Raw genomic sequence first — 25,627 nt, forward strand, 5'->3', positions numbered from 1 at the left:
CCGCGTCCTCCTAGAATCCTCCGAGCGCCAATGCGCTCAAGGGACTGGGGTGCCACGATCTGGCGCTTCTTCCAGTCCTTGTTCCCCAACGATCGCGCGACACAATCGCGCGCCAGGAGACCGTGGATGACCACCCCGCACACAGCCCCCTTGCGGCTGCATGTGCCCGAGCCCACTGGGCGGCCGGGCTGCAGCACCGACTTTTCCTATCTCTCCGTCTCGCCTGCCGGCGAGGTGCGCAGACCCCCCACCGACACCCCCGCCGCCGACACGGCCGACCTGGCGACCAGCCTGGTGCGCGTGCTGGACGAAGAGGGCCGCGCCGTGGGCCCCTGGGCGCCGGCCATCCACCCCGAGCGGCTGCGCCGCGGCCTGCGCGCCATGATGAAGACGCGCATCTTCGACGCCCGCATGCTGATGGCGCAGCGCAAGAAGAAGCTGTCGTTCTATATGCAATGCCTGGGCGAGGAGGCGATCGCCGTGGCGCACGCGCAGGCGCTGGCCGAGGGCGACATGTGCTTTCCCACCTACCGCCAGCAGGGCCTGCTGCTGTCGCGCGACGACGTGCCCATGTCCGAACTGATCTGCCAGCTGATGAGCAACGAGGGCGACCCGCTCAAGGGCCGGCAGCTGCCCGTCATGTACTCGTACAAGCGCGCGGGCTTCTTCTCCATCTCGGGCAACCTGGCCACGCAGGTCATCCAGGCCGTGGGCTGGGCCATGGCCAGCGCGATCAAGGGCGACACGAAGATCGCCTCCGCCTGGATCGGCGATGGCGCCACGGCCGAGGCCGACTTCCACACCGCGCTGACCTTCGCCCATGTGTACCGCGCGCCGGTGATCATCAACGTGGTCAACAACCAGTGGGCGATTTCCACCTTCCAGTCGATTGCCGGCGGCGAGGGCACGACCTTCGCACAGCGCGGCGTGGGCGTGGGCGTCGCCTCGCTGCGCGTGGACGGCAACGACTTCCTGGCCGTGTACGCCGCCTCGCGCTGGGCGGCCGAGCGCGCCCGCGCCAATAACGGCCCGACGCTGATCGAGTGGGAGACCTACCGCGCCGGCCCGCACTCCACCTCGGACGACCCGAGCAAGTACCGCCCGGCCGACGACTGGCAGCGCTTCCCCCTGGGCGACCCGATAGCGCGCCTGAAACAGCACCTGATCGCCATCGGCGAATGGACCGAGGAGCAGCACGCCGCCGCGCACAAGGAACTGGAGGCCGAGGTGCTGGCCGCCGAGCGCGAGGCCGAGCGCCACGGCACCTTGCTGGAGGGCCGCGCCGCCAGTGCCGCGACCATCTTCGAGGGGGTCTATCACGAGATGCCGGAGCACCTGCGCCGGCAGCGCCAGCAGATGGGGGTGTAAGGGCCATGGCAAACACCGCAATTCCTACCACCGTCGCCCAGGCCGCGCAGGCCCCCGAGGGCAGTGTGCCCATGACCATGATCCAGGCCCTGCGCTCGGGCATGGACGTGATGATGGCGCGCGACGACAACGTCATCGTCTACGGCCAGGACGTGGGCTACTTCGGCGGCGTGTTCCGCGTCACCGAAGGCCTGCAGGCCAAGTACGGCAAGACCCGCTGCTTCGACGCGCCGATCTCCGAGGGCGGCATCGTCGGCACGGCCATCGGCATGGCGGCCTATGGCCTGAAGCCCGTGGTCGAGATCCAGTTCGCCGACTACTTCTATCCGGCCACGGACCAGATCGTGTCCGAGGCGGCGCGCATGCGGCACCGCTCCAACGGCGACTTCACCGCGCCCATGACCATCCGCATGCCCTGCGGCGGCGGCATCTACGGCGGGCAGACGCACAGCCAGAGCCCCGAGGCGTTCTTCACCCACGTCTGCGGCCTGCGCACGGTGATGCCCAGCAACCCCTACGACGCCAAGGGCCTGCTGATCGCCTCCATCGAGTGCGAGGACCCGGTCATCTTCCTGGAGCCCAAGCGCCTGTACAACGGCCCGTTCGACGGCCACCACGACCGCCCGGTCGTGCCCTGGTCCAAGCATGAGCTGGGGCGGGTGCCCGAGGGCTACTACCGCGTGCCGCTGGACAGCGCGGCGGTCTTTCGCCCCGGCAAGGAGGTCACGGTGCTGACCTACGGCACCATGGTCTGGGTGGCCGAGTGCGCCGCGCGCGAGGCCGGCGTGGACGCCGAGGTCATCGACCTGCGCTCCATCTGGCCGCTGGACCTGGAGACCATCGTCAACTCGGTCAAGAAGACCGGCCGCTGCGTCGTGGTGCACGAGGCCACGCGCACCAGCGGCTTCGGCGCCGAGCTGGTGGCGCTGGTGCAGGAGCACTGCTTCTGGCACCTGGAGGCGCCCATCGAGCGCGTGACGGGCTGGGACACGCCCTATCCGCACGCCCAGGAATGGGACTACTTCCCCGGCCCCGCCCGCGTGGGTGCGGCCTTGAAGCGCGCTGTCGGCAAGGAGGCATGACATGGGTATTTACGTGATCCGCATGCCCGACATCGGTGAGGGCATTGCCGAGGTGGAACTGGTGGCCTGGCATGTACAGCCGGGCGACGTGGTGGCCGAAGACCAGCCGATCGCCGACGTGATGACCGACAAGGCCACGGTGGAGATCCCCGCGCACGTGCACGGCAAGGTGCTGGCCCTGGGCGGCGCCGTGGGACAGGTGCTGGCCGTGGGCGCCGAGCTGGTGCGGCTGGAGGTCGAGGGCGAAGGAAATTGGAAGGAAAATCAGGCTCCTGAGACCGCCAGTCAAGCGCCAGCAGCTATCGAATCGGTAGCAAAAGTGCCAACTGCAGCGGTGCCTGTATCTGCGCCTGCCGTGCCCGTGCAGGCAGCGCCGCCGCTCTCCGCGCCGGTCCGCGCCGCCGCGACCCGCGCCGCTGTGGCGCGCAGCCCGGGCGAGCGCCCGCTGGCCTCGCCCGCCGTGCGCCGCCTGGCGCAGGACCGGGGCATCGACCTGCGCTTCGTGCACGGCAGCGGCCCGGCCGGGCAGATCCGCCACGAGGACCTGGACGCCTACGCGGCCGGCGCCGGCCAGCCGGGGGCCCCGGGCGGCTCGCAGTACGTGGAGCGTCACGGCGAGGAGCAGATCCCCGTCATCGGCCTGCGCCGCAAGATCGCGCAGAAGATGCAGGAGGCCAAGCGCCGCATCCCGCACCTCAGCTACGTCGAGGAAATCGACGTGACCGAGCTGGAGCAGTTGCGCCAGCGCCTGAACCAACTGCACGGCGCCACGCGCGGCAAGCTCACGCTGCTGCCCTTCCTGGTCCGCGCCATGGTGCTGGCCCTGCGCGACTTCCCGCAGATCAACGCCCGCTACGACGACGAGGCCGGCACCGTCACGCGCTACGAGGCCGTGCACCTGGGCGTGGCCACGCAGACCGACGCCGGCCTGATGGTGCCCGTGCTGCGCCACGCCGAGGGGCTGGACCTGTGGGGCTGCGCCGCGGCCATCGCCCGCGTGGCCGATGGGGCGCGCACCGGCAAGGCGGCGCGCGAGGAACTCTCCGGCTCCACCATCACGCTGACCAGCCTCGGGGCGCTCGGCGGCATCGCCAGCACGCCGGTCATCAACCACCCGGAGGTCGCCATCGTCGGCGTCAACCGCATGGTGGAGCGGCCCATGTTCAGCAACGGGCAGGTGGTGGCGCGCCAGCTCATGAACCTGTCCTCGTCCTTCGACCACCGCGTGGTGGACGGCATGGACGCGGCGCGCTTCATCCAGGCCATGCGCGCCCTGCTCGAAACCCCGGCCCTGCTGTTCGTGGAGTGAATGACATGAAACACCCCCTGAGTCGCCTTCGGCGCCTTCCCCCTCAAGGGGAACGACGCCAGTGGCCGGGCAAAGCCCGCTCCACGGCGTCCGCTGGCCTGGCCTGCTCCGCGGCCATTGGCTCCTTTGCGGTTTACGGTCTGCGGGCGGCGCACAGCGCGATAGAGCAACTGATATGAAAGAACTCTCAACAAAGCTGCTGGTCATCGGCGGCGGCCCGGGCGGCTACGTGGCCGCCATCCGCGCGGGGCAACTGGGCATTCCCACCGTGCTGGTCGAAGGGGGCAGCCTGGGCGGCACCTGCCTGAACATCGGCTGCATTCCCTCCAAGGCGCTGATCCACGCGGCCCAGGAGTTCGAGCGCGCCCGCCAGCAGGCAGGCGGCTCGGCCACCGGCATCCGCGTGCAAAACCCGGCCATCGACATTGCCCAGACCGTGCGCTGGAAGGACGGCATCGTCCAGCGCCTGACGGGCGGCGTCGGCGGCCTGCTGCGCAAGGCGGGCGTGCAGGTGCTCAAGGGCTGGGCGCAGATCGAGGACGGCAAGACCGTCACCGTGCGGGCGGGCGAGGGCAGCGAGGCCGTGCGCGTGCGCTGCGAGCATCTGCTGCTGGCCACGGGCTCCGAGCCCGTGGCGCTGCCCAGCATGCCGTTCGGCGGCGCCATCTGGTCGTCCACCGACGCGCTCTCGCCCGACGTGCTGCCGCGCCGCCTGGTGGTGGTGGGCGCCGGCTACATCGGGCTGGAGCTGGGCATCGCCTACCGCAAGCTGGGTGTGGAGGTCACCGTGGTCGAGGCCGCGCAGCGCGTGCTGCCCAGCTACGACGAGGAGCTGACGCAGCCGGTGCTCGAATCGCTCAAGAAAAGCGGCGTGGTGCTGCACCTGGGCTGCAGCGTGCAGGGCTGGGACGGCAGCCAAGGCGTGCACGTGCGCAACGCCCGCGCCGACGAGTTCGCCCTGCCGGCCGACCGCGTGCTGGTGGCCGTGGGCCGCCGCCCGCGCACCGGCGGCTTTGGCCTGGAATCGCTGCAACTGGACATGGCCGGGCGTCACGTGGCCATCGACGCGCACTGCCGCACCTCGATGCGCAATGTCTGGGCGATTGGCGATGTGACCGGCGAGCCCATGCTGGCGCACCGCGCCATGGCCCAGGGCGAATGCGTGGCCGAGCAGGTCGCGGGCCACAACCGCCGCTTCGAACCCATGGCGATCCCCGCCGTGTGCTTCACCGACCCCGAGGTCGTGGTCGTCGGCCGTACGCCGGCTGAGGCGCGCGCCGCCGGGCTGGAGTGCATCGACGCCGCCTTCCCCTTCGCCGCCAACGGCCGCGCCATGACGCTGGAGGCCGCCGGCGGCTTCGTGCGCGTGGTCGCGCGCAAGGACAACCACCTGATCCTCGGCTGGCAGGCCGTGGGCCAGGGCGTGGCCGAGCTGGCGGCCGCCTTCGGCCAGTCCATCGAGATGGGCGCGCGGCTGGAGGACGTGGCCCACACCATCCACGCCCACCCCACGCTGGGCGAGGCGGTGCAGGAGGCCGCGCTGCGTGCGTTGGGGCAGGCGCTGCATATCTGACAGAGGGAGGAACACCCCGTCCCGCAGCGCCGCGCTGTGGGACGGGGCGCGGCCCTCGCAGCGGCCGCACGGCCGCCTCCGGCGGAAGCAGCACCTAGAATGTCCGGTTCGCGCGCGCGTTGCCGCCCGCCCCAACGGATCTCCCGCCATGCTGACTTTTCAACAAATCATCCTCAAACTGCAGTCCTACTGGGCCGACCAGGGCTGCGCGCTACTGCAGCCCTATGACATGGAAGTGGGCGCCGGTACGTCGCATACAGCTACGTTTTTGAGAGCGCTGGGCCCCGAGCCCTGGAAGGCCGCCTATGTGCAGCCCAGCCGCCGTCCCAAGGACGGCCGCTACGGCAACAACCCCAACCGCCTGCAGCACTACTACCAGTACCAGGTGGTGCTCAAGCCGGCGCCGGACAACATCCTGGAGCTGTATCTGGGCAGCCTGGAGGCGCTGGGCTTCGACCTGAAGAAGAACGACATCCGCTTCGTCGAGGACGACTGGGAGAACCCCACGCTCGGCGCCTGGGGCCTGGGCTGGGAGGTCTGGCTCAACGGCATGGAGGTGACGCAGTTCACCTACTTCCAGCAGGTGGCCGGCATCGACTGCAAGCCCGCCACGGGCGAGATCACCTACGGCCTGGAGCGCCTGGCCATGTACCTGCAGGGCGTGGACAACGTCTACAACCTGACCTGGACCGACGGCCTGAGCTACGGCGACGTGTACCACCAGAACGAGGTGGAGCAGTCCACCTACAACTTCGAGCATTCCGACGCCGACTTCTTGTTCACCGCTTTCGGTGCGCACGAGAAGCAGGCCCAACACCTGATGGCCGAGCAGCTGGCGCTGCCGGCCTACGAGCAGGTGCTCAAGGCCGCGCACACCTTCAACCTGCTGGATGCGCGCGGCGCCATCTCGGTGACCGAGCGCGCCGCCTACATCGGCCGCATCCGCAACCTGGCGCGTGCCGTGGGCAAGAGCTACCTGGACAGCCGTGCACGCCTGGGCTTTCCCATGGCGCCCAAGGCGCACGCCGACGAAGTGCTGGCCGAGCTGGCCAAGGCGGCGGAACAACAGAACAAAAAGGCTGCCTGAGCAGGCGAGAGAACACCATGACCGCACCATCCTCCAACCTGCTGGTTGAACTGTTTGTGGAAGAACTGCCGCCTAAGGCGCTGCAGAAACTGGGCGATGCCTTCGCCGGCGTGCTGCTGGAGCAGCTCCAGGCCCAGGGCCTGGCGTCGCCGGGCGCGCGCCTCACGGCCTATGCCTCGCCGCGCCGCCTGGCCGCGCACATCACCGAGGTGCTGCCCGCGGCCGCCGACAAGGCCGTGTCGCAAAAGCTCATGCCCGTGGCCGTGGGCCTGGACGCGAGCGGCCAGGCCACGCCGGCGCTGCTCAAGAAGCTGGCCGCGCTGGGCGCCGATGCGTCGGCCGTGGCGGGCCTGCAGCGCGTGAACGACGGCAAGGCCGAGGTGCTGTTCTACGAGAGCACGGCCAAGGGAGCGCAGCTGGCCGATGGCCTGCAAAAGGCCCTGGACGAGGCGATCCGCCTGCTGCCCATCCCCAAGGTGATGCGCTACCAGCTGCAGGACGGCTGGACCAGCGTGCACTTCGTGCGCCCCGCCCATGGCCTGGTGGCGCTGCATGGCACGCAGGTGCTGGTCGGCGTGCAGGCCCTGGGCCTGACGGCCGGCAACACCACGCACGGCCACCGTTTCGAAGCCAGCGTGGACCCGGTGCTGCTCCAGAGCGCCGACAGCTATGCCGACCAGCTGCGCCAGGAGGGCGCGGTGATCGCCAGCTTCGCAGAGCGCCGCGCCGAGATCGCGCGCCAGCTGCAGGCGGCGGCCGACCGGGTGGGCGGCGGCGTGCGGCCGATCGAGGATGAGGCCCTGCTGGACGAGGTGACGGCCCTGGTCGAGCGCCCCAACGTGCTGGTCTGCGAATTCGAGAAGGAGTTCCTCGCCGTGCCGCAGGAATGCCTGATCCTGACCATGAAGGCCAACCAGAAGTACTTCCCGCTGCTGGACGCCGAGGGCAAGCTCACCCACCAGTTCCTGGTGGTCAGCAACATCAGCCCGCAGGACGCGAGCGCCGTCACCCAGGGCAACGAGCGCGTGGTGCGCCCGCGCCTGGCCGACGCCAAGTTCTTCTTCGACCAGGACCGCAAGAAGACCCTGGTCAGCCGTGTGGAGCAGCTGGCCAAGGTGGTCTACCACAACAAGCTGGGCACGCAGGGCGAGCGCGTGGAGCGCGTGCGCGCCATCGCCAAGGCCATTGCCACCCCGCTGTTTAACGCCATTGCCCAGGACAACCCGGCGCTGGACTCGCACGACGGCGAGATCGCCCAGGACTACCTGCTGACCTGCGTGGACAACGCCGCGCTGCTGGCCAAGACCGACCTGGTGACCGACATGGTGGGCGAGTTCCCCGAGCTGCAGGGCATCATGGGCGGCTACTACGCCGTCAACGACGGCCTGCCCGACGAGGTGGCCCACGCCATCGAGGACCACTACAAGCCGCGCTTCGCCGGCGACGCGCTGCCGCGCGAGAACGTGGGCGTGGTCGTGGCCCTGGCCGACAAGCTGGAAACCCTGGTGGGCATGTTCGGCATCGGCAACCTGCCCACGGGCGACCGTGACCCCTTCGCGCTGCGCCGCCACGCGCTGGGCGTGATCCGTATGCTGGTCGAGAAGGAGCTGCCGCTGGACCTGGAGGCGATGCTCGCCAGCGCCGTGCCGGCCTTCGGCGACAAGATCGAGGACGCCAGCGCCCAGCTCGCCGACTTCATCTACGACCGCCTGGCCGGTTCCCTGCGCGAGCAGGGCTACAGCGCCCAGGAGGTGGATGCCGTCATCGCCCTGCGCCCGCAGCGCCTGGCCCTGGTGCCTCGCCAGCTGGAGGCCGTGCGCGCCTTCGCCACGCTGGAAGAGGCACCGGCCCTGGCCGCGGCCAACAAGCGCGTGACCAACATCCTGAAGAAGGCGGGCGAGGTGGACGCGCATGTGAACGAGGGGCTGCTGCGCGAGCAGGCCGAGAAGGACCTGTACGCCGCGCTGCAGCGCTTCGTGCCCGAGGCCAACGCCCAGTTCGAGCGCGGCGACTACACCGCCAGCCTGCAGACCCTGGCCGTGCTGCGCGCGCCCGTGGACGCGTTCTTCGACGACGTGATGGTCAACGCCGAGGAGCTGGACCTGCGCCTGAACCGCCAGGGCCTGCTCAAGACCCTGCACCTGGCCATGAACCGCGTGGCGGACCTCTCGCGCCTGGCCGTCTGAGCGGGCGCGCCGCAACCCCATGACCTTGCCCGCAGCCCCCGGGGTGCAGCGGCAGCGCACGGCCTGGCTGCTGTTCGCGCCGCTGGCGGCCGTCGTCGGCCTGCGCTGTGTGCTGACCTGGTTGGCGGACCGCGCCGCGGCGCCGCCGGCCTGGCCGCTGGCGCCCTTCGAGGGCGTGCAGGACCCGCTGGGCTGGCTGCGCCCCCTGGGCTGGGGCACGGCGGGCCTGCTGGTGCTGCTGGCCCTGGGCTGGCTGGTGCGGCGGCGCTTCGGCGCCCGTCCCGTGCGGCGCGCGCTGGCCGCGGCCTGGGTGCTGCTGTGCCTGACGGCCTGCGCCGCGCTGCTGGGGCGCCACCTGAATCTGCGCGCGCTGCAGCCGCAGCCACCCGTGGCGGCCGAGGTGCTGGGCAGCCGCTTTCAGCCGCCCACGGCGCGCGGGCCCGGCGGCACGCTGCTGGTGCTGCGCCTGGGCGCGGCGGGGCCGGCGGCGGCGCCGCAGCAGGTGCTGATCGACGACCCCGCGGCGGCCCGGCTGCACGCCGGCCAGCAGCTGCGCCTGCACTGGGCGCAGGGGCGGCTGGGCGGGCGCTTCGTCACGGGCTGGGAGACGGTCGAGGCCGCCGGCCCTTTGCTTCGATAATCGCCGCCATGAAACTCGCCATCCTGGACCGCGACGGAACCCTCAACGCCCTGGGCGACGGCTTCATCGCCTCGCCGGCCGACTGGGTGCCGCTGCCCGGCGCGCTGGAGGCCGTGGCGCGCCTGAACCATGCGGGCTGGCATGTGGTGGTGGCCACCAACCAGCCGGGCCTGGGCCGCGGCCTGTTCGACGCGCAGACGCTGGTGGCCATCCACGCCAAGATGCACCGCCAGCTGGCCACGCTCGGCGGGCGCATCGACGCGGTGTTCTACTGCCCGCACGCCGAGGGCGAGCAGTGCAACTGCCGCATGCCGGCCCCGGGGCTCATGGAGCAGATCCGCGACCGCTACGGCGCGGAGGGCGACGAGATCCTGGTGGTCGGCAGCTGCCCGGCCCACCTGCAGGCCGCCAGCGAACTGGGCGCGCAGCTCCACATGGTCTGCACGGGCCGCTCGGCGCACCTGGATGCGCGCCAGCCCCTGCCGCCGGGCTGGCCGCCGGGCACGCGCGCGCACGCCAGCCTGGGCGCGCTGGCCGATGCCGTGGCGCCGCAGGACGGGGCGGGGCTGCCCGTGGCGCTGTGAGAGCGCAGTTTGCTATTTAATTAATAGCTGTTGGCGCTTTACCATAGGGCGCAGGCGGCATAAAACACTTGAGACCGATCCGTACATGGCCCTGATCCGCTCCATCCTCCATCTGCTGGTGATGTTCGTCACCGTCATCCCCTACACCTGCGCCATCCTGCTGGTGCGCCTGCTGGGCGGCAGCCCCGCGGCGCGCTACCGCGTGGCGCGCGCCTGGCTGGCGCTGTGCATCGACTCCGCGCGCTGGCTGCTGGGCATCCGCACGCAGATCACGGGCATGGAGCATCTGCCCCAGGGCGAGCGGCAGGGCGCGGTGCTGCTGGTCAAGCACCAGTCCACCTACGAGACCTTTCTCATGCCGGCCATCATGCCCCACCCCCTGGCCTACGTGTTCAAGAAGGAGCTGCTGCGCGTGCCCTTCTTCGGCTGGTCCATCGGCAGCCTGGACATGATCCACATCGACCGCGGCCAGCGCGCGCGCGCGTTCGCCAAGGTGCTGCAGCAGGGCCGCCGTCTGCTGGCCAAGGGCACCTGGGTCATCATGTTCCCCGAGGGCACGCGCACCGCGCGCGGCGAGAAGGGCGACTACAAGAGCGGCGGCACGCGCCTGGCCATCGACGGCGGCGTGCCCGTGGTGCCCATCGCCGTCACCTCGGCCACGGTCTGGCCGCGCAAGGCCTTCATCAAGCGCCCGGGGGTGGTGCATGTATCCGTCGGCCGGCCCATCCCCACCGAGGGGCGCAAGCCCGACGAGCTGATGCGCGAGGTCGAGGCCTGGATCGAGGGCGAGATGCGCCGGCTCGACCCCGACGCCTACCCCGCCGCCCCGCCGGCGGCGGACGCGGCCACGTCGCACTGAGCATGCAGCGGCTGGTGCAGCTGGCGCTGGACTTTCTGGGCGGAGGGTCCGCGCCCGCCGCCGATATTCGGCCAAAACAGCCAGTGGCGCCCGTCCATCAAGCGCCAGTAGCTACTAAAAAAATAGCAAAACCAGTGCCCCTGGGCGATCTGCTGGCGCCCGCCATCTTCCGCCACCCGCAGGCCAACCGCGAAGCGCTGCTGGGGGATGCGCGGGTGGCCTATGTGCTGCAGCGCGCGCGCCGGCGCAGCATCGGCTTCACCGTGGGGCCGGACGGCCTGGCCGTGCGCGCGCCCGCCTGGGTCACGCTGGGCGCGGTGGACGCCGCGCTGCAGGACAAGGCCGACTGGATCGTGCGCAAGCTGGGCGAGCAGGGCGCGCGCCGCGACCGGCTGGAGGCGGCGCGCATCGCCTGGGGCGACCGGGCCGTGCTGCCCTACCTGGGCGAGCCGCTGACGGTGGTGCTGGACCCCGCGCACCGCTTCGTGGGCGGCGGCGCGCTGGTGGAACAGCCGCAGGGGCGCGAGCTGCACATTGCCCTGGCGCGCAGCGCCACGCCCGCCCAGGTGCGCGACGCCGTGCAGGCCTGGCTGATGCGCGACGCGCGCCGGCGCTTCACCGCGCGGCTGGACCACTTCGCGCCGCTGCTGGGCGTGCGCTGGACGCGGCTGCGCCTGTCCAGCGCCGCCACGCGCTGGGGCAGCGCGCGCGCCGACGGCTCCATCTGCCTGAACTGGCGCCTCATGCATTACCGCCCGGCCATCATTGACTACGTGGTGGCGCACGAGCTGTCCCACCTGCGCGTGATGGACCACAGCCCGCGCTTTTGGGACACGGTGGGCAGCGTGGTGCCCGACTACGCCGCGCTGCGCCGCAGCCTGCGCGAGCAGCCCGCGCCGCCCTGGGACTAGGGGCGGGGCCCACCCCCGGCGTGGTCGTCGCGGGATCGGGTTGCACCAGGCTCCCGCGGCAGCGGACAATGCGGCCATGATGACCATGACCCCTTACCCCGCGGACGGCTACGCGGGCGACGTGAGCCCGCAGCTGGCCTGGCAATGGATGCAGGCCGGCGAGGCCGTGCTGGTGGATGTGCGCACCGATGCCGAGCGCGACTGGGTGGGCTTCGTGCCCGGCGCCGTGGCCGTGGCCTGGAAGCAGTGGCCGGGCATGGCGCTGAACCCGGACTTCGACGCGCAGATCCGCGCGGCCGTGCCGCCCGGCGGCAAGGTGGTGCTGCTGTGCCGCAGCGGCGTGCGTTCGGTGGCGGCCGCCCGGCGCGCGACCGAACTGGGCATCGCGGCCTACAACATCCTCGAAGGCTTCGAGGGCGCCCCCGACGAGAACGGCCAGCGCAACCGCTGTGGCGGCTGGCGCTTCCACGGCCTGCCCTGGCGCCAGGGCTGAGTCGCAATAAGCTACCAAAAAAATAGCTGCCAGCGCTTGTGTGTCAAGCGCTGGCAGCCGTTTTGGCTACTGATGCCGCCGGTTTACTCGGCCAGCGGAGGAATGCGCAGCTTCTGGCCGGGGTAGATCTTGTCGGGGTGGCTCAGCATGGGCTTGTTGGCCTCGAAGATCACCGGGTACTTGTTGGCATTGCCATAGAACTTCTTGGCGATGGCCGACAGCGTGTCGCCGCGCACCACGTCGTGGTACTGGGCCTCGGGCTCGGGGTGGGTGACGGACATCTGGTTGTCCACGCTGGTCACGCTGGCCACGTTGCCGCAGCACAGGGTCACCTTCTCCTTGGCCGCCTGCGTGGGGGCCACGCCCTGGACCGTGACCTTGCCCTCGGGCCCCTCGAAGTTCACCTGCAGCCCGCTCACGCCCAGGTTCTGCGTGGCGATGTAGGCCTCGATGGCCTGGCCCGCCTTGGCGTTGAGCTCGGCCTGCGTGGGAGCCGCTGCGGTCGAGGCCTGGGCCTCCTTGCCGCCGAACAGCTTTTCGCCGGCTTCCTTGATGAAACTGAACAGACCCATGGCTTTCTCCTTCTGGTTGCAAGAAACGGTTGATCCAGCGGCCGACTGTAGCGGCTGCGACCCCGTGCTGCATGGCGGACGGGGCATTCGACACCATCATTGACAATTTGTCGCATTTGCGCGAGCGCCGGGTGCCCGCGGCAAAACTCGGGATAATTCACGCCATGACTTTCCTGGCCATCGACGTGGGCAACACACGTCTCAAGTGGGCGTTGTTCGACGCAGCGCAGCCCGGTGCAGCGGTGCGCGCCCATGGCGTTGAATTCCTGGACCATATCGAGCGCCTGGCCGAAGGCGCCTGGGCGGGCTTGCCCGCGCCCCAGCACATGCTGGGCTGCGTGGTGGCGGGCGATGCGGCCAAGCGCCGCGTGGCCGAGCAGATGGAGCTGTGGGACGTGCCGGCGCGCTGGGTCGTGCCATCGGCCGAGGAGGCCGGCGTGGTCAATGGCTACGACCACCCCACGCGCCTGGGCGCCGACCGCTGGGTGGCCATGATCGGCGCGCGCCACCGCATGCTAGCCCAGGGGCCGGCGCGGCCGCTGATCGTGGTGATGGTGGGCACGGCCGTCACCGTGGAGGCGCTGGACGCAGAGGGGCGCTTCCTGGGCGGCCTGATCCTGCCGGGCCACGGCATCATGCTGCGCGCGCTGGAGACGGGCACGGCGGGCCTGCATGTGCCCACGGGCGAGGTGCGGCTGTTTCCGTCCAACACCAGCGACGCGCTGACCAGCGGCGGCACCTATGCCATCGCCGGCGCGGTGGAGCGCATGTACCAGCACCTGCTGCAGCACTGCGGCCAGGAGCCGGCCTGCATGATGACGGGCGGCGCGGGCTGGAAGATGGCGCCCAGCATGACGCGCCCGTTCGATCTGGTGGAGAACCTGATCTTCGACGGCTTGCTGGAAATCGCCTCGCGCCGCTTCGCGGCCGCGGTGGCTTAGGCGCTGCCCTCGACCGCGGCATAGGCGCCGGCCAGGCGCGCCAGGTGCGCGCGCTGCGCGGGCTCCAGGTAGGGCGCGAGCAGGCCCAGCACATGGCGCGCGCCGCGCAGCAGCGCGGCCTGGGCGCTTTCGGGCTCCATGGCGCGGCGCGGGTCGCGCACGTATTCGAAGCTGAGCCAGTAGGTCAGCACCACCACCATGCTGGTGGCCGTGGTCTGCGCCTCGTCCACGTGCTCCATGCGCAGCGCACCGCTGCGGCGCATGCCTGCCAGCAACTGGCGCATGGCCGCGGTCTTGGACTGCAGGGCCGCCAGAAACTGCGTTTCCAGCCGGCGGTTGCGCGACAGCAGGTCGTTGAGGTCGCGGTAGAAGAAGCGGTACTGCCAGATCAGCTCGAACAGCGTGTGCAGGAAGAACCACGCGTCCTCCACGTCGGCCACGTCGTCGCCGGCCCGCAGCAGGCCACCCAGCGCCTCGTCGTAGTGCGCGAACAGGGCGTTGACGATCTCGTCCTTGGCCGGGTAGTGGTAGTAGAGGTTGCCGGGGCTGATGTGCAGTTCCGCGGCGATGGCCGTGGTGGAGACATTGGGCTCGCCGAAGCGGTTGAACAGCGCCAGGCTCGCCTCCAGGATGCGCTCGGCGGTGCGGCGTGGTGCTTTTTTCGCCATGGGCTGTCTCCTCCCATCGTCGTGGCCGGTGGCCGGTGGCCGTTGGCTGGTTGTCGTCCCGGTTTTTCTTGCGGGCTGGCGCAGACTCTACCCCAGGCCCCGGCCGGCGCACCAGCCGGGTTGTCGCCGGGGGCCTGGCCGGGCGCTCAGTCGCCGGCCGCGGGGCCGCGCCGGGGCTTGGCGGCGGGGGGCGGCTCGGTGCCATCCTGCTGCGCCCGCAACTGTTGCAATTCCTGCTCGAGTGCGTCAATGCGCTCGTGCAGCGCCTCCAGGTCATCGGCGGTCGGCACGCCCAGGCGCTGCAGGGCCTTGGACACGCGCTCCTCGAAGATGCCTTCCAGCCGGTCCCATTGGCCGGCCGCGCGTTCGCCCAGGTCCGACGCCAGGTGGCTCACGCGCTGGGCGGCGCCGCTCAGGTGCTCCTCGGCGGCGCTCTGGGTCTTGCGCTGCAGGGCCATGCCCTCGCGCACCAGGGTCTCGAAGACCTTGCCGCCTTCCTCCTGCGCCTTGGCAAAGGCGCCCAGGCCGGCCAGCCAGATCTGCTGGGCCGAGTCCCGGGCCATGCGCGGCAGTTCGTGGGCGGGGCGGGGTGTGTCGTCGTCGGGTGGGCGGGGCATGGTGGATCCTTGGCCATGGGGTTGCGATGCGTCCATTGTGGGCAGGAGGCGCGTGCCTCGGTGTAGGCGGCGGGCGCTGATTCGGCGCGAGGCGCCCGGCCCGGGACAGCTGGTTACGCGGCGCCGTGGGCCGGTGGGATAATTTGCGGCTTTGCCCCCGCGGCACATCTGGCGAAAGATCCCACCATGATTCTGGTCACTGGCGGCGCTGGCTTCATCGGCGCCAACTTCGTGCTCGACTGGCTGGCCGGCTCCGACGAGCCCGTCGTCAACCTCGACAAGCTCACCTACGCGGGCAACCTGCACAACTTGGACAGCCTGGCGGGCGACGCGCGCCATGTGTTCGTGCAGGGCGACATCGGCGACACGGCCCTGGTCGAGCGCCTGCTGGCCGAGCACCGTCCGCGCGCCGTGGTCAACTTCGCCGCCGAAAGCCATGTGGACCGCTCCATCCACGGCCCGGGGGAGTTCATCCAGACCAACGTCGTCGGCACCTTCAGGCTTCTGGAGGCCGCAAGGCACTACTGGCAAGCGCTGCCAGCTACGGAAAAAGGAGCGTTTCGCTTCCTGCACGTGAGCACCGACGAGGTCTACGGCACGCTCGATCCCGATGCGCCCGCGTTCACCGAAGAGCACAACTACGAACCCAACAGCCCGTACAGCGCCAGCAAGGCGGCCAGCGACCACCTGGTGCGTGCCTGGTCGCACACCTACGGCCTGCCCGTGCTCACCACCAACTGCAGCAACAACTACGGGCCCTACCACTTCCCCGAGAAGCTCATCCCGCTGATGATCGTCAACGCGCTGGCCGGCAAGGGCCTGCCCGTGTACGGCGACGGCATGCAGATCCGCGACTGGCTGTACGTCAAGGACCACTGCAGCGCCATCCGCCGCGTGCTGCAGGCCGGCGAACTGGGCCAGACCTACAACGTGGGCGGCTGGAACGAGAAGCCCAACATCGACATCGTGCGCACCATCTGCGCGCTGCTCGACGAGCTGCGCCCGCGCGCCGACGGCCAGAGCTATGCCACGCAGATCGCCTACGTGCAGGACCGGCCGGGCCATGACCGGCGCTACGCCATCGACGCGCGCAAGATCGAGCGCGATCTGGGCTGGAAGCCGGCCGAGACCTTCGAGTCCGGCATCCGCAAGACCGTGCAGTGGTATCTGGACCACCCCGAATGGGTGGCCCAGGTGCAGACCGGCGCCTACCGCCAATGGGTGGCCCAGCAGTACGCGGCGGCATGACCATGCACATCCTGCTTCTGGGCCGAAGGGGCCAGGTGGGCTGGGAGCTGCAGCGCAGCCTGTCCGTGCTGGGCCATGTCACGGCGCTGGACCATGACAGCCAGGACCACTGCGGCGACTTCGCCAACCCCCAGGGCGTGGCCGACGCGGTGCGCGCGCTGCGCCCCGACGTGATCGTCAACGCCGCGGCCCACACGGCCGTCGACAAGGCCGAGAGCGAGCCCGAGCGGGCCCGCCTGCTTAACGCCACCACGCCCGGCGTGCTGGCCGAGGAGGCCGCGCGCCTGGGCGCCTGGCTGGTGCACTACAGCACCGACTACGTGTTCGACGGCAGCGGCAGCCGCCCGTGGGTGGAAACCGACGCGCCCGCGCCGCTGTCGGTCTATGGCCGCACCAAGCGGGAGGGCGAGCAGCTGATCGCGCAGTCGGGCTGCCGCCACCTGATCCTGCGCACCAGCTGGGTCTACGCCGCGCGCGGCGGCAACTTCGCCAAGACCATGCTGCGGCTGGCGCAGGAGCGCGAGCGCCTCACCGTCATCGACGACCAGTGGGGCGCGCCCACCGGGGCCGACCTGCTGGCCGATGTGACGGCCCACGCCATCCGCCACCTGCAGCGCCAGCCGCAGGACGGCGGGCTGTACCACTGCGTGGCCGGCGGGGAGACGACCTGGCATTCCTATGCAAAATACGTGATAGCACAAGCGGGTAAAGTGCAAAATGCTATGAAAATAATAGCAAACGAGATTCTGCCCGTGCCCACCAGCGCCTTCCCCACGCCGGCCGTGCGGCCGCACAATTCGCGCCTGCACACCGCCAAGCTGCAGGCCACCTTCGGCCTGACCCTGCCGCACTGGCAGCAGGGCGTGGCGCGCATGCTCAACGAGATTCTCTGAATGACCACGACAGCACGAGAGACCCCCCGCAAGGGCATCATCCTGGCCGGCGGCTCGGGCACGCGCCTGCACCCGGCCACGCTGGCCATCAGCAAGCAGCTGCTGCCGGTGTACGACAAGCCCATGATCTACTACCCGCTCAGCACCCTGATGCTGGCGGGCATCCGCGAGATTCTGATCATCAGCACGCCGCAGGACACGCCGCGCTTCGAGCAACTGCTGGGCGACGGTAGCCAGTGGGGCATTCGCCTGCAATACGCCGTGCAGGCCAGTCCCGACGGCCTGGCGCAGGCCTTCCTGATCGGTGAGGAGTTCCTCGCCGGCAGTCCCAGCGCGCTGGTGCTGGGCGACAACATCTTCTACGGCCACGACTTCCACGAGCTGCTGGACCACGCCATGGCCCGCGGCGAGGGCGCGAGCGTCTTTGCCTACCATGTGCACGACCCCGAACGCTACGGCGTGGCCGAGTTCGACCAGGCCGGCAAGGTGCTCTCCATCGAGGAAAAGCCCCAGGCCCCGAAGTCCAGCTACGCCGTCACCGGCCTGTACTTCTACGATGCCCAGGTGGTCGAGCTGGCCAAGCGGCTCAAGCCCTCGCCGCGCGGCGAGCTGGAGATCACCGACCTCAACCGCCTGTACCTGGAGCAGGGTCAGCTGCATGTGGAAATCATGGGCCGTGGCTACGCCTGGCTGGATACCGGCACGCACGAAAGCCTGCTCGAGGCGGGCCAGTTCATCGCCACCCTGGAGCACCGCCAGGGCCTGAAGATCGCCTGCCCCGAAGAGATCGCCTGGCGCTATGGCTGGATCGACGCGGACCAGCTCGAACGCCTGGCCCGGCCCCTCACCAAGAGCGGCTACGGCCAATACCTGATGCGCGTGCTGCGCGACAAGATTTACTGAAAACCATGCAAGCCACCCGCCTGTCCATCCCCGACGTGGTGCTCATCGAACCCAAGGTGTTCGGCGACGCACGCGGCTTCTTCTTTGAGAGCTTCAACCAGCAGGCCTTCAACGAGGCCACGGGCACCCAGCACAGCTTCGTGCAGGACAACCACAGCCGCTCCAGCCGCGGCGTGCTGCGCGGCCTGCACTACCAGATCCAGCAACCCCAGGGCAAGCTGGTACGCGTGGTGCGTGGCGCGGTGTGGGACGTGGCGGTGGACATCCGCAAGAGCTCGCCGACCTTCGGCCAATGGGTGGGCGCGGAACTCTCCGAGGACAACCAGCGCCAGCTGTGGGTGCCGCCGGGCTTCGCGCATGGTTTCGTGGTGCTCAGCGAGAGTGCGGATTTCCTGTACAAGACCACCGACTACTACGCGCCCGAGCATGAGCGCTGCATCGCGTGGAACGACCCGCAACTCGCGATTTGCTGGCCGTATGAGGGCGAGCCCAGCCTGTCGGCCAAGGACGCGAAGGGGGCGCCCTTCGCGGTGGTCGACATGTTCGACTGAGCCTACCGGCGCAGGCCGGTCTGCACCGACCGGTACAGCACATCCGAGCCGAACTGGCGGTTGTGCGGGTCGAACGAAAAGATGTTGTGCCCACGCGGGACGCGCTGGCCCTCCCATTCGGGCTCGATGAAGAACGACAGAAACTCGGCACCCTGCCGCGCGTGCATGTCGAACACCTGGGTCAGTGCCTGGGGATCCATGGCCTTCAGCGGATGGAATTCCGTGACGCCGTAGCGTGACTGGCCGGACCGGCGCAGCCATTGCGTAAACGACGTTCCGTAGGTCGGCTCGCCGTACAGGCTCACGCCCAGGCGCAGGGAGCCGTGCGGGCGCAGCGAGTCCTGGATGGCGAAACGGGAGGCATCCCAGCTCGGGTTGGTGAACGGAATGATCTGGTGCGTGTAGCGCGGCACATCGGCCAGGCACGACTGGCGCACCTGATCGTCAAAGAAGGCCAGGTAGCGCGTGATCTGCCGCTCCCGGAAGGCGTGCCACAGCGGGACCAGCGGGTTGTAGTAGTACGACGACCGGTCCCGCGGGAAATCAATATGGAACGCGGCATCCGGCGCCGCCGCGGGTGGCGCGGCGGCTGGCAGCGGCCTCTGCGGTTGATCCTGGGGCGTGCTTTGCCGCCGGTCCATGATGGCGATATGACGCGAACCCATGGACACCAGGCGGCCCGGGCGGTCCTCCAGGAAAAGGTCCAGCTGGTGCAGGCCGGCGGGCAGCCTGCGGAAGTCCAGATTCATGCGCCAGCCGGTGTTGGCGTCGCCGAACTCCGGCTTGGCCGCGAGAACGTCCTGGCGGCTGAGCGCCACCGGCGTGCGGCCCATGATCTGACCGTTCAGATAGGCGTGGACACGGGGCGTGTGGCCCACCGGCGAGCCGCGTACATGGGCCCAGCCGGAAATGGGCAGACTGCCGTGGGCATAGGCGTCGATATGCTCGGTGAAGCGCTGCAGAGGCTCGGTGCGTATGTCTTTGGAGGGGGGCTGCACTTCGTCGAAGGAGGCATAGTCGCTGCCCAACAGCCGATTGAGAAGGTCAATGCTGCCGAACTCCCGGGCCAGCTCTGCGCGGAAGCCCTGGACCGAGGCCGCCGAGTAATCCGTGATGCGGTAGGGTGCGTCAAAGCCCATGCCTGCCTGGAAGTTCGGGAACAGGTGGTGCAGTTCTCCCAGCAGTGTCACGCCGCGGATGCGGCTCCTGTCTTGCGGCGTGAGCTGGCAGGTGGCGTCGAGCACGGCCCGTACGGCCTCCACGCGGCGCGCGGTGAGCGTGTTGCGCGTGGTGGAAAGGCTCCAGTTGTAGACATGGGCGTCGTAGTAGGTGTCTTCGCCGAGGGCGCCGTCGGTGGTGTGCGCCATGTTGCCGGGGTCGCGGGCCAGCTCTGCCTCAATGGGGGCGTGCGCCTCGAAATGCGTCGAAAAAAGGTACATGACCACGGGCCGCTGTACGTCGCGGACCGTGTGCACCAGGCGCTTCACCATGGCGTCGTCGATCTGCCAGCCTGCCGGCGTTGGCTTGAACAACTTCAGCAGGGGAATGGGAAGGGTGTAGCCAACCTCGTACCCCTCCGCAAGGCTGGATTGCGGTGCCAGTGCCTGCAACGAGGACTCCACCAGCGCTCCGGCCGATCCCTGGCTGGCGGAGCAGCGCTCGGTCAGCGACGGGGGGGTATCGGAGCCTGCGGGTGGTTGCTCTATGCAGGGCTCCATCACACCGATCATGGGCGCCAGGAACATGCGCTGCGGCGTGCCGGGCAGTGCCGCAGCGCGCTGGAACCACAGGGCGCCGCATACGCCAGCGGCCGTCACGGCACCGGCTACCACGATGATTGCGACGCGGGTGGAGAGATGGCTGGTAGGGACGTGCATGGGGTGTTGAGGTATGGCGGCAGACGGGGCGTGCGCGTGACTGTAAGCCAGTCCAGCGGCCCCAATGGCCGCGGCCGTTCCCTGGTGGCAAGGCGTGTGGCTGGGGTCAGGGTGCGCAGGCTACACTTCATGGCGTTGCCCCATTGCCTTGCGAGCCGATGCCGTCGTGGAGAATGTGGGTCGCTGCAGCCCATTTCATGACGATTCCATCCGTGACCGAGAACACCGCCCCCCTGCTGGCAGAGGCCGCTGCCGCCGTGCGCCCCCGATTGGGTGAGCTGCTTGTCCAGGAGGGCAAGGTCAGCGCCCGCGACATCGAACGGGCCTTGCTGGCGCAGCAGGAGATGGGGGGGCTGCTTGGCCGCGTGCTGATCCGGCTGGGGCTGGTGTCCGAAATCGACGTGGTTTTGGCACTCTCGCGGCAGTTGGGCATTCCCTTCGTGCCTGCGGATGACTTCCCTGAGCTGATGCCCGAGGTAGAGGGGCTGCTGCCGGAATTCCTGCACACCAACAACGTGTTTCCGCTGGCGCTGCGTGATGGCGTGCTGCATGTGGCCATGGCCACACCGCAGGACCCATTCGTTGTCAAGGCGCTGCATCTGTCCACGGGGCGAGAGATCGTTCCGCACCTGGCGCTTGAGAGCGTCATCGAGAAGGCGCTGGCAGAGCCCGTGGAAGAGGCGCAGGATGAGGACGATGACGGCCTCTTCGGTGACGGGGCCGACGGTGGCGACTTTGTTGAACACCTGAAGGATCTGGCGAGCGAGGCGCCCGTCATCCGACTGGTCAACACCATCATCGGCCGCGTCATTGACCTGCGCGCTTCCGACATCCATCTAGAGCCCTTCGACGACGGCCTGCATGTGCGCTACCGGGTCGATGGCGTGATCCATCGCGGTGAGTTGGTGCCGCCGCGGCTGTCGGCAGCCGTGGGCTCGCGTGTGAAGTTGCTGGCGCATCTGGACATTGCCGAACGCCGCTTGCCGCAGGACGGACGCATCAAAACCCGGGTGAAGGGGCGCGAGCTCGATCTGCGTGTCTCTACCGTGCCCACGGTCCATGGCGAAAGTGTGGTGATGCGGGTGCTGGATCGCGCCAGCGTGCGCCTCAACCTCGACACCATGGGGTTTGCCCAGGACACGCTCGCACGTTTCAACGAACTGCTGGCGCGGCCGCATGGAATCTTGCTGGTCACGGGCCCCACGGGCTCGGGCAAGACCACCACGCTGTATGCGGCGCTTTCCAAGATCGATTCGGAAGCGAACAAGATCATCACCGTCGAGGACCCGGTCGAATACCAACTGGAGGGTATCAACCAGATCCAGGTGCATCCGCAGATCAACCTGACGTTCGCCAATGCCCTGCGCTCCATCCTGCGCCAGGACCCGGACATCATCATGATCGGTGAAATGCGCGATGGTGAAACGGCGCAGATCGCCGTTCAGTCGGCGCTGACGGGGCACCTGGTTCTCTCCACGCTGCACACCAACACCGCAGCGGGCGCCGTGATCCGCATGCAGGACATGGGGGTGGAAAGCTATCTGATCACGTCGTCTGTGAATGGCGTGTTGGCGCAGCGGCTGGTGCGCACACTGTGTAGCCATTGCAAGGAACCATACGATCCTGGCCCGCATGTGCGCGAAAGCACGGGCCTGTCGCGTTTCTCCGCCGTGGGTAGCCCCATCTATCGGGCCGTGGGCTGCGAGCAATGCCGCCAAACGGGCTACCGGGGGCGCACCGGCATCCATGAATTGTTCGTGCTTGACGAGCCCATGCGTCGCGCCATCATCGATGGCCGCGACGCCAATGCACTGCATGCGCTCGCGTCGCAAAGTGGAATGCTGAGCCTGCACGAGGATGGCCTGCGCAAGGTTGCGGGGGGTGTTACCTCGTTGGATGAGTTGGCACGGGTGACTCAGGACCAGTCCGATGCCTGATTTTTTTTGGCGGGCCGTGTCCGCGGCAGGCAAACATGCCGAAGGTCATCTGAGTGCTGTGAGTGAGGCGGCGGTACTTAGGCAATTGCGCGAGCAGGGGTTGACGCCACTGGCGATCACCGAGGGCTTGGCTTCTGCCGCGGCCAAGCATGGCAGTGCGCCCGCATCGGGGGCATTGGCTCCTGCCAAAAGTCGAGCCGTCAGGGGGCCAGTCAAGGCGGCCGATGTGCTGGCATTGACGTCTGAACTGTCCATCATGCTCCGTGCCGGATTGGCGTTGGACAATGCGCTGCGTGTGCTCATAGACATGAGCTACAAGCCCAGCGTTGCAGTGATGCTTCAGGGTGTTTTGGATGCGGTCAAAGGCGGCACGCCGCTCAGCCGTGCACTGTCCGCACACAAGGGACTGTTTGGCGACTTCTATATCAACATGGTGCGCTCGGGTGAGGTGAGCGGCCAGATGTCAGCTGTGCTTGAGCGCTTGGTCGAGCATATGGAACGCCAGCGCGCTCTGCGCGACAGTGTGGTTTCTGCGACGATCTATCCGGCCATTCTTCTGGGTGTCGCGGTGTTATCCCTTGTCGCCATGCTTGGTTTCGTTGTGCCTCAGTTTGAAAAACTGTTCACCGACATGGGGGATGCCTTGCCATTGCCGACCCAATGGGTGATGGCGCTGGGACATGGATTCAAGAGCTATGGTGTTGTCATCGCAGTAGCGATGCTCGGCGTTGGGGTATTGTTCCGACGGTGGTTGCAATCCAACGCAGGGAGGCATTGGTGGCAGTCGCGTCTACTGCGGGTCCCTATGGTGGGGCGCTTGGCCCTCAAGTATCAGTTGACGCTGTTTTCTCGCTCGCTAGGAACCTTGCTGGGAAATGGTGTCCCTATGCTGACGGCCTTGCATATTGCGGCTGATACTGTGGACAACACAGTGCTGCACCAAGCACTGTCCAAGATAGCTCCGATAGTCAAAGAAGGCGGCAAGATGGTGCAAGCGATGACTGTAACAGGTGTTTTTGAGCCCCTGGCGGTCAATCTCGTCCGTGTTGGTGAGGAGACGGGGCGCATAGGCCCGATGATGCTTGAGCTTTCGAATATATTGAACCGAGAGGTGGAAACCAGTATCAAACGCCTCCTTACGCTGCTAGAGCCTGCACTCATTCTTGTGCTCGGTGTATTGATTGCAGCCATCATTGTTTCGATCTTGTTGGGCATCCTTTCCGTCAATGATCTCGCCGTTTAATTTTTTTACTCTTATAAGGATTCTGAAGCCATGACTCAATTTGGAGCGTGGCGCCGTGTTGGCGCAGTGAAAGGCAGGGCACCGCGTGGTTTCACATTGATTGAGTTGCTAGTGGTTTTGGCCATCCTGACATTGCTTGCAGGTTTGGTCGGCCCGCGTGTGCTTAATCAACTGGGCGGAGCCAAGTCCAAGACTGCTGCGGTACAGATCGCGGATTTGGACAAAGCCCTGGAGTTGTTCAAGCTTGATGTCGGGCGGTATCCAACCACTGAAGAGGGGTTGGACGCGTTGGTGAAGAAGCCGGGCTCTGCCAACGGCTGGACGGGTCCTTATCTCAAAGGGGGGGTTCCCTCCGATCCGTGGGGCAATCCGTATCGCTACGCGAACCAAGGCGCTAGTGGCGGGATCGAAATACTGTCGCTAGGCTCGGACGGTGCACCTGGTGGAGAGGGTGAAGCTGGGGATGTCCATAATACACAGTAGTCCATCTTGAGTAGAGAGTGCGGGTGAGAGACAGTGTGCGGCGCATACAGGGCTTTACGTTGGTGGAGCTACTGGTGGCTTTTGCCATTCTTGCTCTGGTTGTTGGATTGGCGCCAACGGCTTTCGAGCGAATGCGTGAGGGTGCTCAATATCGAGACGTCGTGCGCACCATGTTTGCCCAATTGCGGACTGCACGTACTGTGGCGGTGACAGATGGACGAGAGGTGCGCTTCGTTGTGGACTTCACTAGTAGGCGCTACGGTGTGGAGGGCAAATCGCTTAAGCCTTTGCCTGATACGGTGCAGTTGCGCGCTACGGTGGCTGACCGGGAACTGGATGCGCGTGGGCAGGCATCCATTCGCTTCTTGCCTTCAGGCGGTGCCACAGGGGGGAGTATCGAGATACTTCGAGCACCAGGTGTTGGTACGCGTCTGCGAGTGGATTGGCTCTCGGGCCGTGTGACTCAAGAGGCCCTGGCTCTATGAGCAGAGCTTCAGGTCAGCGTGGGCTAACCCTGTTGGAGTTGCTGGTGGCATTTGCCATCATGGCGCTGGCATTGGGCATGCTGTACCGAGCCATGGGGGGGAATGCACGCAGTGCAGGTGATATCGATCGCTACCAGCAAGCAGTCGTACTCGCAGAGTCGTTGCTCTCTTTGCGTGATGACGTTCCTGCGCGTGGGTGGAATCAGGCGGGGGAATCGGCAGGGTTTCAATGGAACATTACCTCTGTGCCTTTCGATACAGGAGTCGAAGGGCCTGCCATCCCTCGGCTCCATGAGGTGGGAATTTCCATTACATGGTCTGACGGCTTGCAGGCGCGCAGTCTCGCATTGACCACGCTGCGGCCCGAACGGGCGGCAACTGATTCGAAAGTGCGTAGATGAACCGTCGTATGCCTATGCTTCGGCAGGGATGCGAGATGCGCAGCGCCAAGTTCCGTTCGAGGGGGTTCACCCTTCTGGAGTTGCTGGTCGTCATGGCTCTGCTTTCCTTGCTGATGTTGGCCATGGCATCCGTCATGCGTACTTCGGCGCAGACGGAGTTGCGTGTGGATGCGCGTTTGCAGCGAGTGGACGATTTGCGTGTTGCCGGCGGTTTTCTGCGTTCCGTCATGGAGCGTATTTCTGCGCAGAAAATGGAGGGGATTGCAGCGGTTGGCTCCAGTCCATATTTCTTCAGGGGAGCGCCTGAAGATATGTGGTGGGTTGGTGTGATGCCGGCTCGCTATGGGGCGGGGGGGCGACATCACTTCCGTTTGGGGTTGGCAGGCACTGGGCAGGGCGGACAGGCATTGATGCTCCAATTCATGCCCTGGGCGGATGCTTCCGCGCAGCCAGACTGGGCTTTGGCTGAGAGTGTGACGCTTCTTACCGGAGTTACGGGTATTTCGTTTCAGTATGAGGACAACGCTGAGGAGGTGTCGGCTTGGGGGGCGCCTTGGGTGGTCACAGATCGTTTGCCGGGACGGGTCATGATTTCATTGCAGACAGCTGCCGGGGTATGGCCGCCCCTGATCATTCCCTTGCGTGCTCTGCCCGGTAGCGATCAGCGCTCAAGCGGTTCCACTTTCGGGGGGGGAGGGCGCAGATGACGCCTGTCA

26 protein-coding genes are annotated in these 25,627 nt (G+C 67.8%); 22 read left to right on the forward strand and 4 right to left on the reverse strand.

The window, feature by feature from the left end:
• Positions 1 to 126: 126 nt before the first annotated feature.
• The 11 genes from BP68_RS12415 to BP68_RS12465 all read left to right on the forward strand — a co-directional run bounded on the left by BP68_RS12415 (position 127) and on the right by BP68_RS12465 (position 12,092).
• Positions 127 to 1,368, forward strand: coding sequence for a 3-methyl-2-oxobutanoate dehydrogenase (2-methylpropanoyl-transferring) subunit alpha (locus BP68_RS12415; protein ID WP_496372173.1), 1,242 nt, complete (start codon positions 127 to 129; stop codon positions 1,366 to 1,368).
• A 71-nt stretch (positions 1,369 to 1,439) separates the two neighbouring features.
• Entirely contained in the window at positions 1,440 to 2,450 is a 1,011-nt protein-coding gene (locus BP68_RS12420) for an alpha-ketoacid dehydrogenase subunit beta (protein WP_496372441.1), read from the forward strand.
• A gap of 1 nt (position 2,451) precedes the next feature.
• On the forward strand, positions 2,452 to 3,759 hold the full coding sequence (locus tag BP68_RS12425; RefSeq protein WP_496372175.1) for a dihydrolipoamide acetyltransferase family protein: 1,308 nt from the start codon (positions 2,452 to 2,454) through the stop codon (positions 3,757 to 3,759).
• Positions 3,760 to 3,934: 175 nt separating this feature from the next.
• Positions 3,935 to 5,332: a dihydrolipoyl dehydrogenase gene (gene lpdA / locus BP68_RS12430; protein ID WP_496372177.1), complete on the forward strand. Its 1,398-nt coding sequence runs from the start codon at positions 3,935 to 3,937 to the stop codon at positions 5,330 to 5,332.
• A gap of 148 nt (positions 5,333 to 5,480) precedes the next feature.
• Entirely contained in the window at positions 5,481 to 6,419 is a 939-nt protein-coding gene (gene glyQ, locus BP68_RS12435; RefSeq protein ID WP_496372179.1) for a glycine--tRNA ligase subunit alpha, read from the forward strand.
• A 17-nt stretch (positions 6,420 to 6,436) separates the two neighbouring features.
• Positions 6,437 to 8,605, forward strand: a complete 2,169-nt coding sequence (glyS, locus tag BP68_RS12440) for a glycine--tRNA ligase subunit beta (protein ID WP_496372181.1) — start codon at positions 6,437 to 6,439, stop codon at positions 8,603 to 8,605.
• Positions 8,606 to 8,624: 19 nt separating this feature from the next.
• Entirely contained in the window at positions 8,625 to 9,245 is a 621-nt protein-coding gene (locus BP68_RS12445; protein WP_496372183.1) for a hypothetical protein, read from the forward strand.
• Between the two features lie 8 nt (positions 9,246 to 9,253).
• Positions 9,254 to 9,829 (forward strand): D-glycero-beta-D-manno-heptose 1,7-bisphosphate 7-phosphatase, encoded by a 576-nt coding sequence (gene gmhB / locus BP68_RS12450; RefSeq protein ID WP_496372185.1) that lies wholly within the window; start codon positions 9,254 to 9,256, stop codon positions 9,827 to 9,829.
• An 85-nt stretch (positions 9,830 to 9,914) separates the two neighbouring features.
• Positions 9,915 to 10,688, forward strand: a complete 774-nt coding sequence (locus tag BP68_RS12455; RefSeq protein ID WP_496372187.1) for a lysophospholipid acyltransferase family protein — start codon at positions 9,915 to 9,917, stop codon at positions 10,686 to 10,688.
• A gap of 2 nt (positions 10,689 to 10,690) precedes the next feature.
• Positions 10,691 to 11,599 (forward strand): M48 family metallopeptidase, encoded by a 909-nt coding sequence (locus tag BP68_RS12460; protein WP_496372189.1) that lies wholly within the window; start codon positions 10,691 to 10,693, stop codon positions 11,597 to 11,599.
• 85 nt (positions 11,600 to 11,684) lie between these two features.
• Positions 11,685 to 12,092, forward strand: coding sequence for a rhodanese-like domain-containing protein (locus BP68_RS12465; RefSeq protein WP_496372191.1), 408 nt, complete (start codon positions 11,685 to 11,687; stop codon positions 12,090 to 12,092).
• Positions 12,093 to 12,175: 83 nt separating this feature from the next.
• On the opposite strand, the gene lysM is transcribed toward BP68_RS12465, so the two are convergent.
• A complete protein-coding gene (gene lysM / locus BP68_RS12470; RefSeq protein ID WP_496372193.1) occupies positions 12,176 to 12,664 on the reverse strand; it encodes a peptidoglycan-binding protein LysM in 489 nt (162 codons plus the stop codon).
• 164 nt (positions 12,665 to 12,828) lie between these two features.
• Between lysM and BP68_RS12475 the strand changes: the two genes are divergently transcribed.
• Positions 12,829 to 13,605, forward strand: a complete 777-nt coding sequence (locus tag BP68_RS12475; RefSeq protein ID WP_496372195.1) for a type III pantothenate kinase — start codon at positions 12,829 to 12,831, stop codon at positions 13,603 to 13,605.
• On the opposite strand, the gene BP68_RS12480 is transcribed toward BP68_RS12475, so the two are convergent.
• Both BP68_RS12480 and BP68_RS12485 read right to left on the reverse strand, forming a co-directional pair.
• A complete protein-coding gene (locus tag BP68_RS12480) occupies positions 13,602 to 14,273 on the reverse strand; it encodes a TetR/AcrR family transcriptional regulator (RefSeq protein ID WP_496372197.1) in 672 nt (223 codons plus the stop codon). The two genes, BP68_RS12475 and BP68_RS12480, sit on opposite strands and share 4 nt — an antisense overlap.
• Before the next feature lie 146 nt (positions 14,274 to 14,419).
• Entirely contained in the window at positions 14,420 to 14,890 is a 471-nt protein-coding gene (locus BP68_RS12485) for a phasin family protein (RefSeq protein ID WP_496372199.1), read from the reverse strand.
• A 186-nt stretch (positions 14,891 to 15,076) separates the two neighbouring features.
• On the opposite strand from BP68_RS12485, the gene rfbB reads away from it, so the two are divergent.
• The 4 genes from rfbB to rfbC are packed head-to-tail and all read left to right on the forward strand — an operon-like array spanning position 15,077 to position 18,485.
• Positions 15,077 to 16,138, forward strand: a complete 1,062-nt coding sequence (gene rfbB, locus BP68_RS12490) for a dTDP-glucose 4,6-dehydratase (protein WP_496372201.1) — start codon at positions 15,077 to 15,079, stop codon at positions 16,136 to 16,138.
• A gap of 2 nt (positions 16,139 to 16,140) precedes the next feature.
• On the forward strand, positions 16,141 to 17,031 hold the full coding sequence (rfbD, locus tag BP68_RS12495) for a dTDP-4-dehydrorhamnose reductase (protein ID WP_496372203.1): 891 nt from the start codon (positions 16,141 to 16,143) through the stop codon (positions 17,029 to 17,031).
• Positions 17,032 to 17,934, forward strand: a complete 903-nt coding sequence (gene rfbA / locus BP68_RS12500) for a glucose-1-phosphate thymidylyltransferase RfbA (RefSeq protein ID WP_496372205.1) — start codon at positions 17,032 to 17,034, stop codon at positions 17,932 to 17,934.
• Positions 17,935 to 17,939: 5 nt separating this feature from the next.
• On the forward strand, positions 17,940 to 18,485 hold the full coding sequence (gene rfbC, locus BP68_RS12505) for a dTDP-4-dehydrorhamnose 3,5-epimerase (RefSeq protein ID WP_496372207.1): 546 nt from the start codon (positions 17,940 to 17,942) through the stop codon (positions 18,483 to 18,485).
• A gap of 2 nt (positions 18,486 to 18,487) precedes the next feature.
• Here the strand turns inward: rfbC and BP68_RS12510 are convergent, their stop codons facing one another.
• On the reverse strand, positions 18,488 to 20,362 hold the full coding sequence (locus tag BP68_RS12510) for a hypothetical protein (RefSeq protein ID WP_496372209.1): 1,875 nt from the start codon (positions 20,360 to 20,362) through the stop codon (positions 18,488 to 18,490).
• Between the two features lie 197 nt (positions 20,363 to 20,559).
• On the opposite strand from BP68_RS12510, the gene gspE reads away from it, so the two are divergent.
• The 6 genes from gspE to BP68_RS12540 are packed head-to-tail and all read left to right on the forward strand — an operon-like array spanning position 20,560 to position 25,618.
• Positions 20,560 to 22,299, forward strand: coding sequence for a type II secretion system ATPase GspE (gene gspE, locus BP68_RS12515; protein WP_496372211.1), 1,740 nt, complete (start codon positions 20,560 to 20,562; stop codon positions 22,297 to 22,299).
• Complete coding sequence (locus BP68_RS12520; protein ID WP_496372213.1) at positions 22,292 to 23,542, forward strand: type II secretion system F family protein; 1,251 nt, start codon at positions 22,292 to 22,294, stop codon at positions 23,540 to 23,542. The genes gspE and BP68_RS12520 overlap by 8 nt, the downstream gene beginning before the upstream one ends.
• 30 nt (positions 23,543 to 23,572) lie before the next feature.
• Entirely contained in the window at positions 23,573 to 24,025 is a 453-nt protein-coding gene (gspG, locus tag BP68_RS12525) for a type II secretion system major pseudopilin GspG (protein ID WP_496372215.1), read from the forward strand.
• 35 nt (positions 24,026 to 24,060) lie between these two features.
• On the forward strand, positions 24,061 to 24,510 hold the full coding sequence (locus BP68_RS12530) for a GspH/FimT family pseudopilin (protein ID WP_496372443.1): 450 nt from the start codon (positions 24,061 to 24,063) through the stop codon (positions 24,508 to 24,510).
• Entirely contained in the window at positions 24,507 to 24,911 is a 405-nt protein-coding gene (locus BP68_RS12535; RefSeq protein ID WP_496372217.1) for a type II secretion system protein, read from the forward strand. The genes BP68_RS12530 and BP68_RS12535 overlap by 4 nt, the downstream gene beginning before the upstream one ends.
• Before the next feature lie 35 nt (positions 24,912 to 24,946).
• Positions 24,947 to 25,618: a prepilin-type N-terminal cleavage/methylation domain-containing protein gene (locus BP68_RS12540; RefSeq protein ID WP_496372219.1), complete on the forward strand. Its 672-nt coding sequence runs from the start codon at positions 24,947 to 24,949 to the stop codon at positions 25,616 to 25,618.
• Positions 25,619 to 25,627 lie beyond the last annotated feature (9 nt).

This window comes from Diaphorobacter oryzae DSM 22780 (genome assembly GCF_059568935.1).

Excerpts from the sequence above, each read along its gene's own strand:
- BP68_RS12540 (WP_496372219.1), top strand. The coding sequence starts at position 24,947 with ATGCGCAGCGCCAAGTTCCGTTCGAGGGGGTTCACCCTTCTGGAGTTG.
- BP68_RS12465 (WP_496372191.1), top strand. The coding sequence starts at position 11,685 with ATGACCCCTTACCCCGCGGACGGCTACGCGGGCGACGTGAGCCCGCAG.
- lysM (WP_496372193.1), bottom strand. The coding sequence starts at position 12,664 with ATGGGTCTGTTCAGTTTCATCAAGGAAGCCGGCGAAAAGCTGTTCGGC.
- rfbC (WP_496372207.1), top strand. The coding sequence starts at position 17,940 with ATGCAAGCCACCCGCCTGTCCATCCCCGACGTGGTGCTCATCGAACCC.
- BP68_RS12510 (WP_496372209.1), bottom strand. The coding sequence starts at position 20,362 with ATGCACGTCCCTACCAGCCATCTCTCCACCCGCGTCGCAATCATCGTG.
- BP68_RS12445 (WP_496372183.1), top strand. The coding sequence starts at position 8,625 with ATGACCTTGCCCGCAGCCCCCGGGGTGCAGCGGCAGCGCACGGCCTGG.
- gmhB (WP_496372185.1), top strand. The coding sequence starts at position 9,254 with ATGAAACTCGCCATCCTGGACCGCGACGGAACCCTCAACGCCCTGGGC.
- glyS (WP_496372181.1), top strand. The coding sequence starts at position 6,437 with ATGACCGCACCATCCTCCAACCTGCTGGTTGAACTGTTTGTGGAAGAA.
- rfbA (WP_496372205.1), top strand. The coding sequence starts at position 17,032 with ATGACCACGACAGCACGAGAGACCCCCCGCAAGGGCATCATCCTGGCC.
- BP68_RS12415 (WP_496372173.1), top strand. The coding sequence starts at position 127 with ATGACCACCCCGCACACAGCCCCCTTGCGGCTGCATGTGCCCGAGCCC.
- BP68_RS12455 (WP_496372187.1), top strand. The coding sequence starts at position 9,915 with ATGGCCCTGATCCGCTCCATCCTCCATCTGCTGGTGATGTTCGTCACC.
- rfbB (WP_496372201.1), top strand. The coding sequence starts at position 15,077 with ATGATTCTGGTCACTGGCGGCGCTGGCTTCATCGGCGCCAACTTCGTG.
- rfbD (WP_496372203.1), top strand. The coding sequence starts at position 16,141 with ATGCACATCCTGCTTCTGGGCCGAAGGGGCCAGGTGGGCTGGGAGCTG.
- BP68_RS12420 (WP_496372441.1), top strand. The coding sequence starts at position 1,440 with ATGACCATGATCCAGGCCCTGCGCTCGGGCATGGACGTGATGATGGCG.
- gspG (WP_496372215.1), top strand. The coding sequence starts at position 23,573 with ATGACTCAATTTGGAGCGTGGCGCCGTGTTGGCGCAGTGAAAGGCAGG.
- gspE (WP_496372211.1), top strand. The coding sequence starts at position 20,560 with ATGACGATTCCATCCGTGACCGAGAACACCGCCCCCCTGCTGGCAGAG.
- BP68_RS12535 (WP_496372217.1), top strand. The coding sequence starts at position 24,507 with ATGAGCAGAGCTTCAGGTCAGCGTGGGCTAACCCTGTTGGAGTTGCTG.
- BP68_RS12520 (WP_496372213.1), top strand. The coding sequence starts at position 22,292 with ATGCCTGATTTTTTTTGGCGGGCCGTGTCCGCGGCAGGCAAACATGCC.
- BP68_RS12425 (WP_496372175.1), top strand. The coding sequence starts at position 2,452 with ATGGGTATTTACGTGATCCGCATGCCCGACATCGGTGAGGGCATTGCC.
- BP68_RS12475 (WP_496372195.1), top strand. The coding sequence starts at position 12,829 with ATGACTTTCCTGGCCATCGACGTGGGCAACACACGTCTCAAGTGGGCG.
- BP68_RS12485 (WP_496372199.1), bottom strand. The coding sequence starts at position 14,890 with ATGCCCCGCCCACCCGACGACGACACACCCCGCCCCGCCCACGAACTG.
- BP68_RS12480 (WP_496372197.1), bottom strand. The coding sequence starts at position 14,273 with ATGGCGAAAAAAGCACCACGCCGCACCGCCGAGCGCATCCTGGAGGCG.
- BP68_RS12460 (WP_496372189.1), top strand. The coding sequence starts at position 10,691 with ATGCAGCGGCTGGTGCAGCTGGCGCTGGACTTTCTGGGCGGAGGGTCC.
- glyQ (WP_496372179.1), top strand. The coding sequence starts at position 5,481 with ATGCTGACTTTTCAACAAATCATCCTCAAACTGCAGTCCTACTGGGCC.
- lpdA (WP_496372177.1), top strand. The coding sequence starts at position 3,935 with ATGAAAGAACTCTCAACAAAGCTGCTGGTCATCGGCGGCGGCCCGGGC.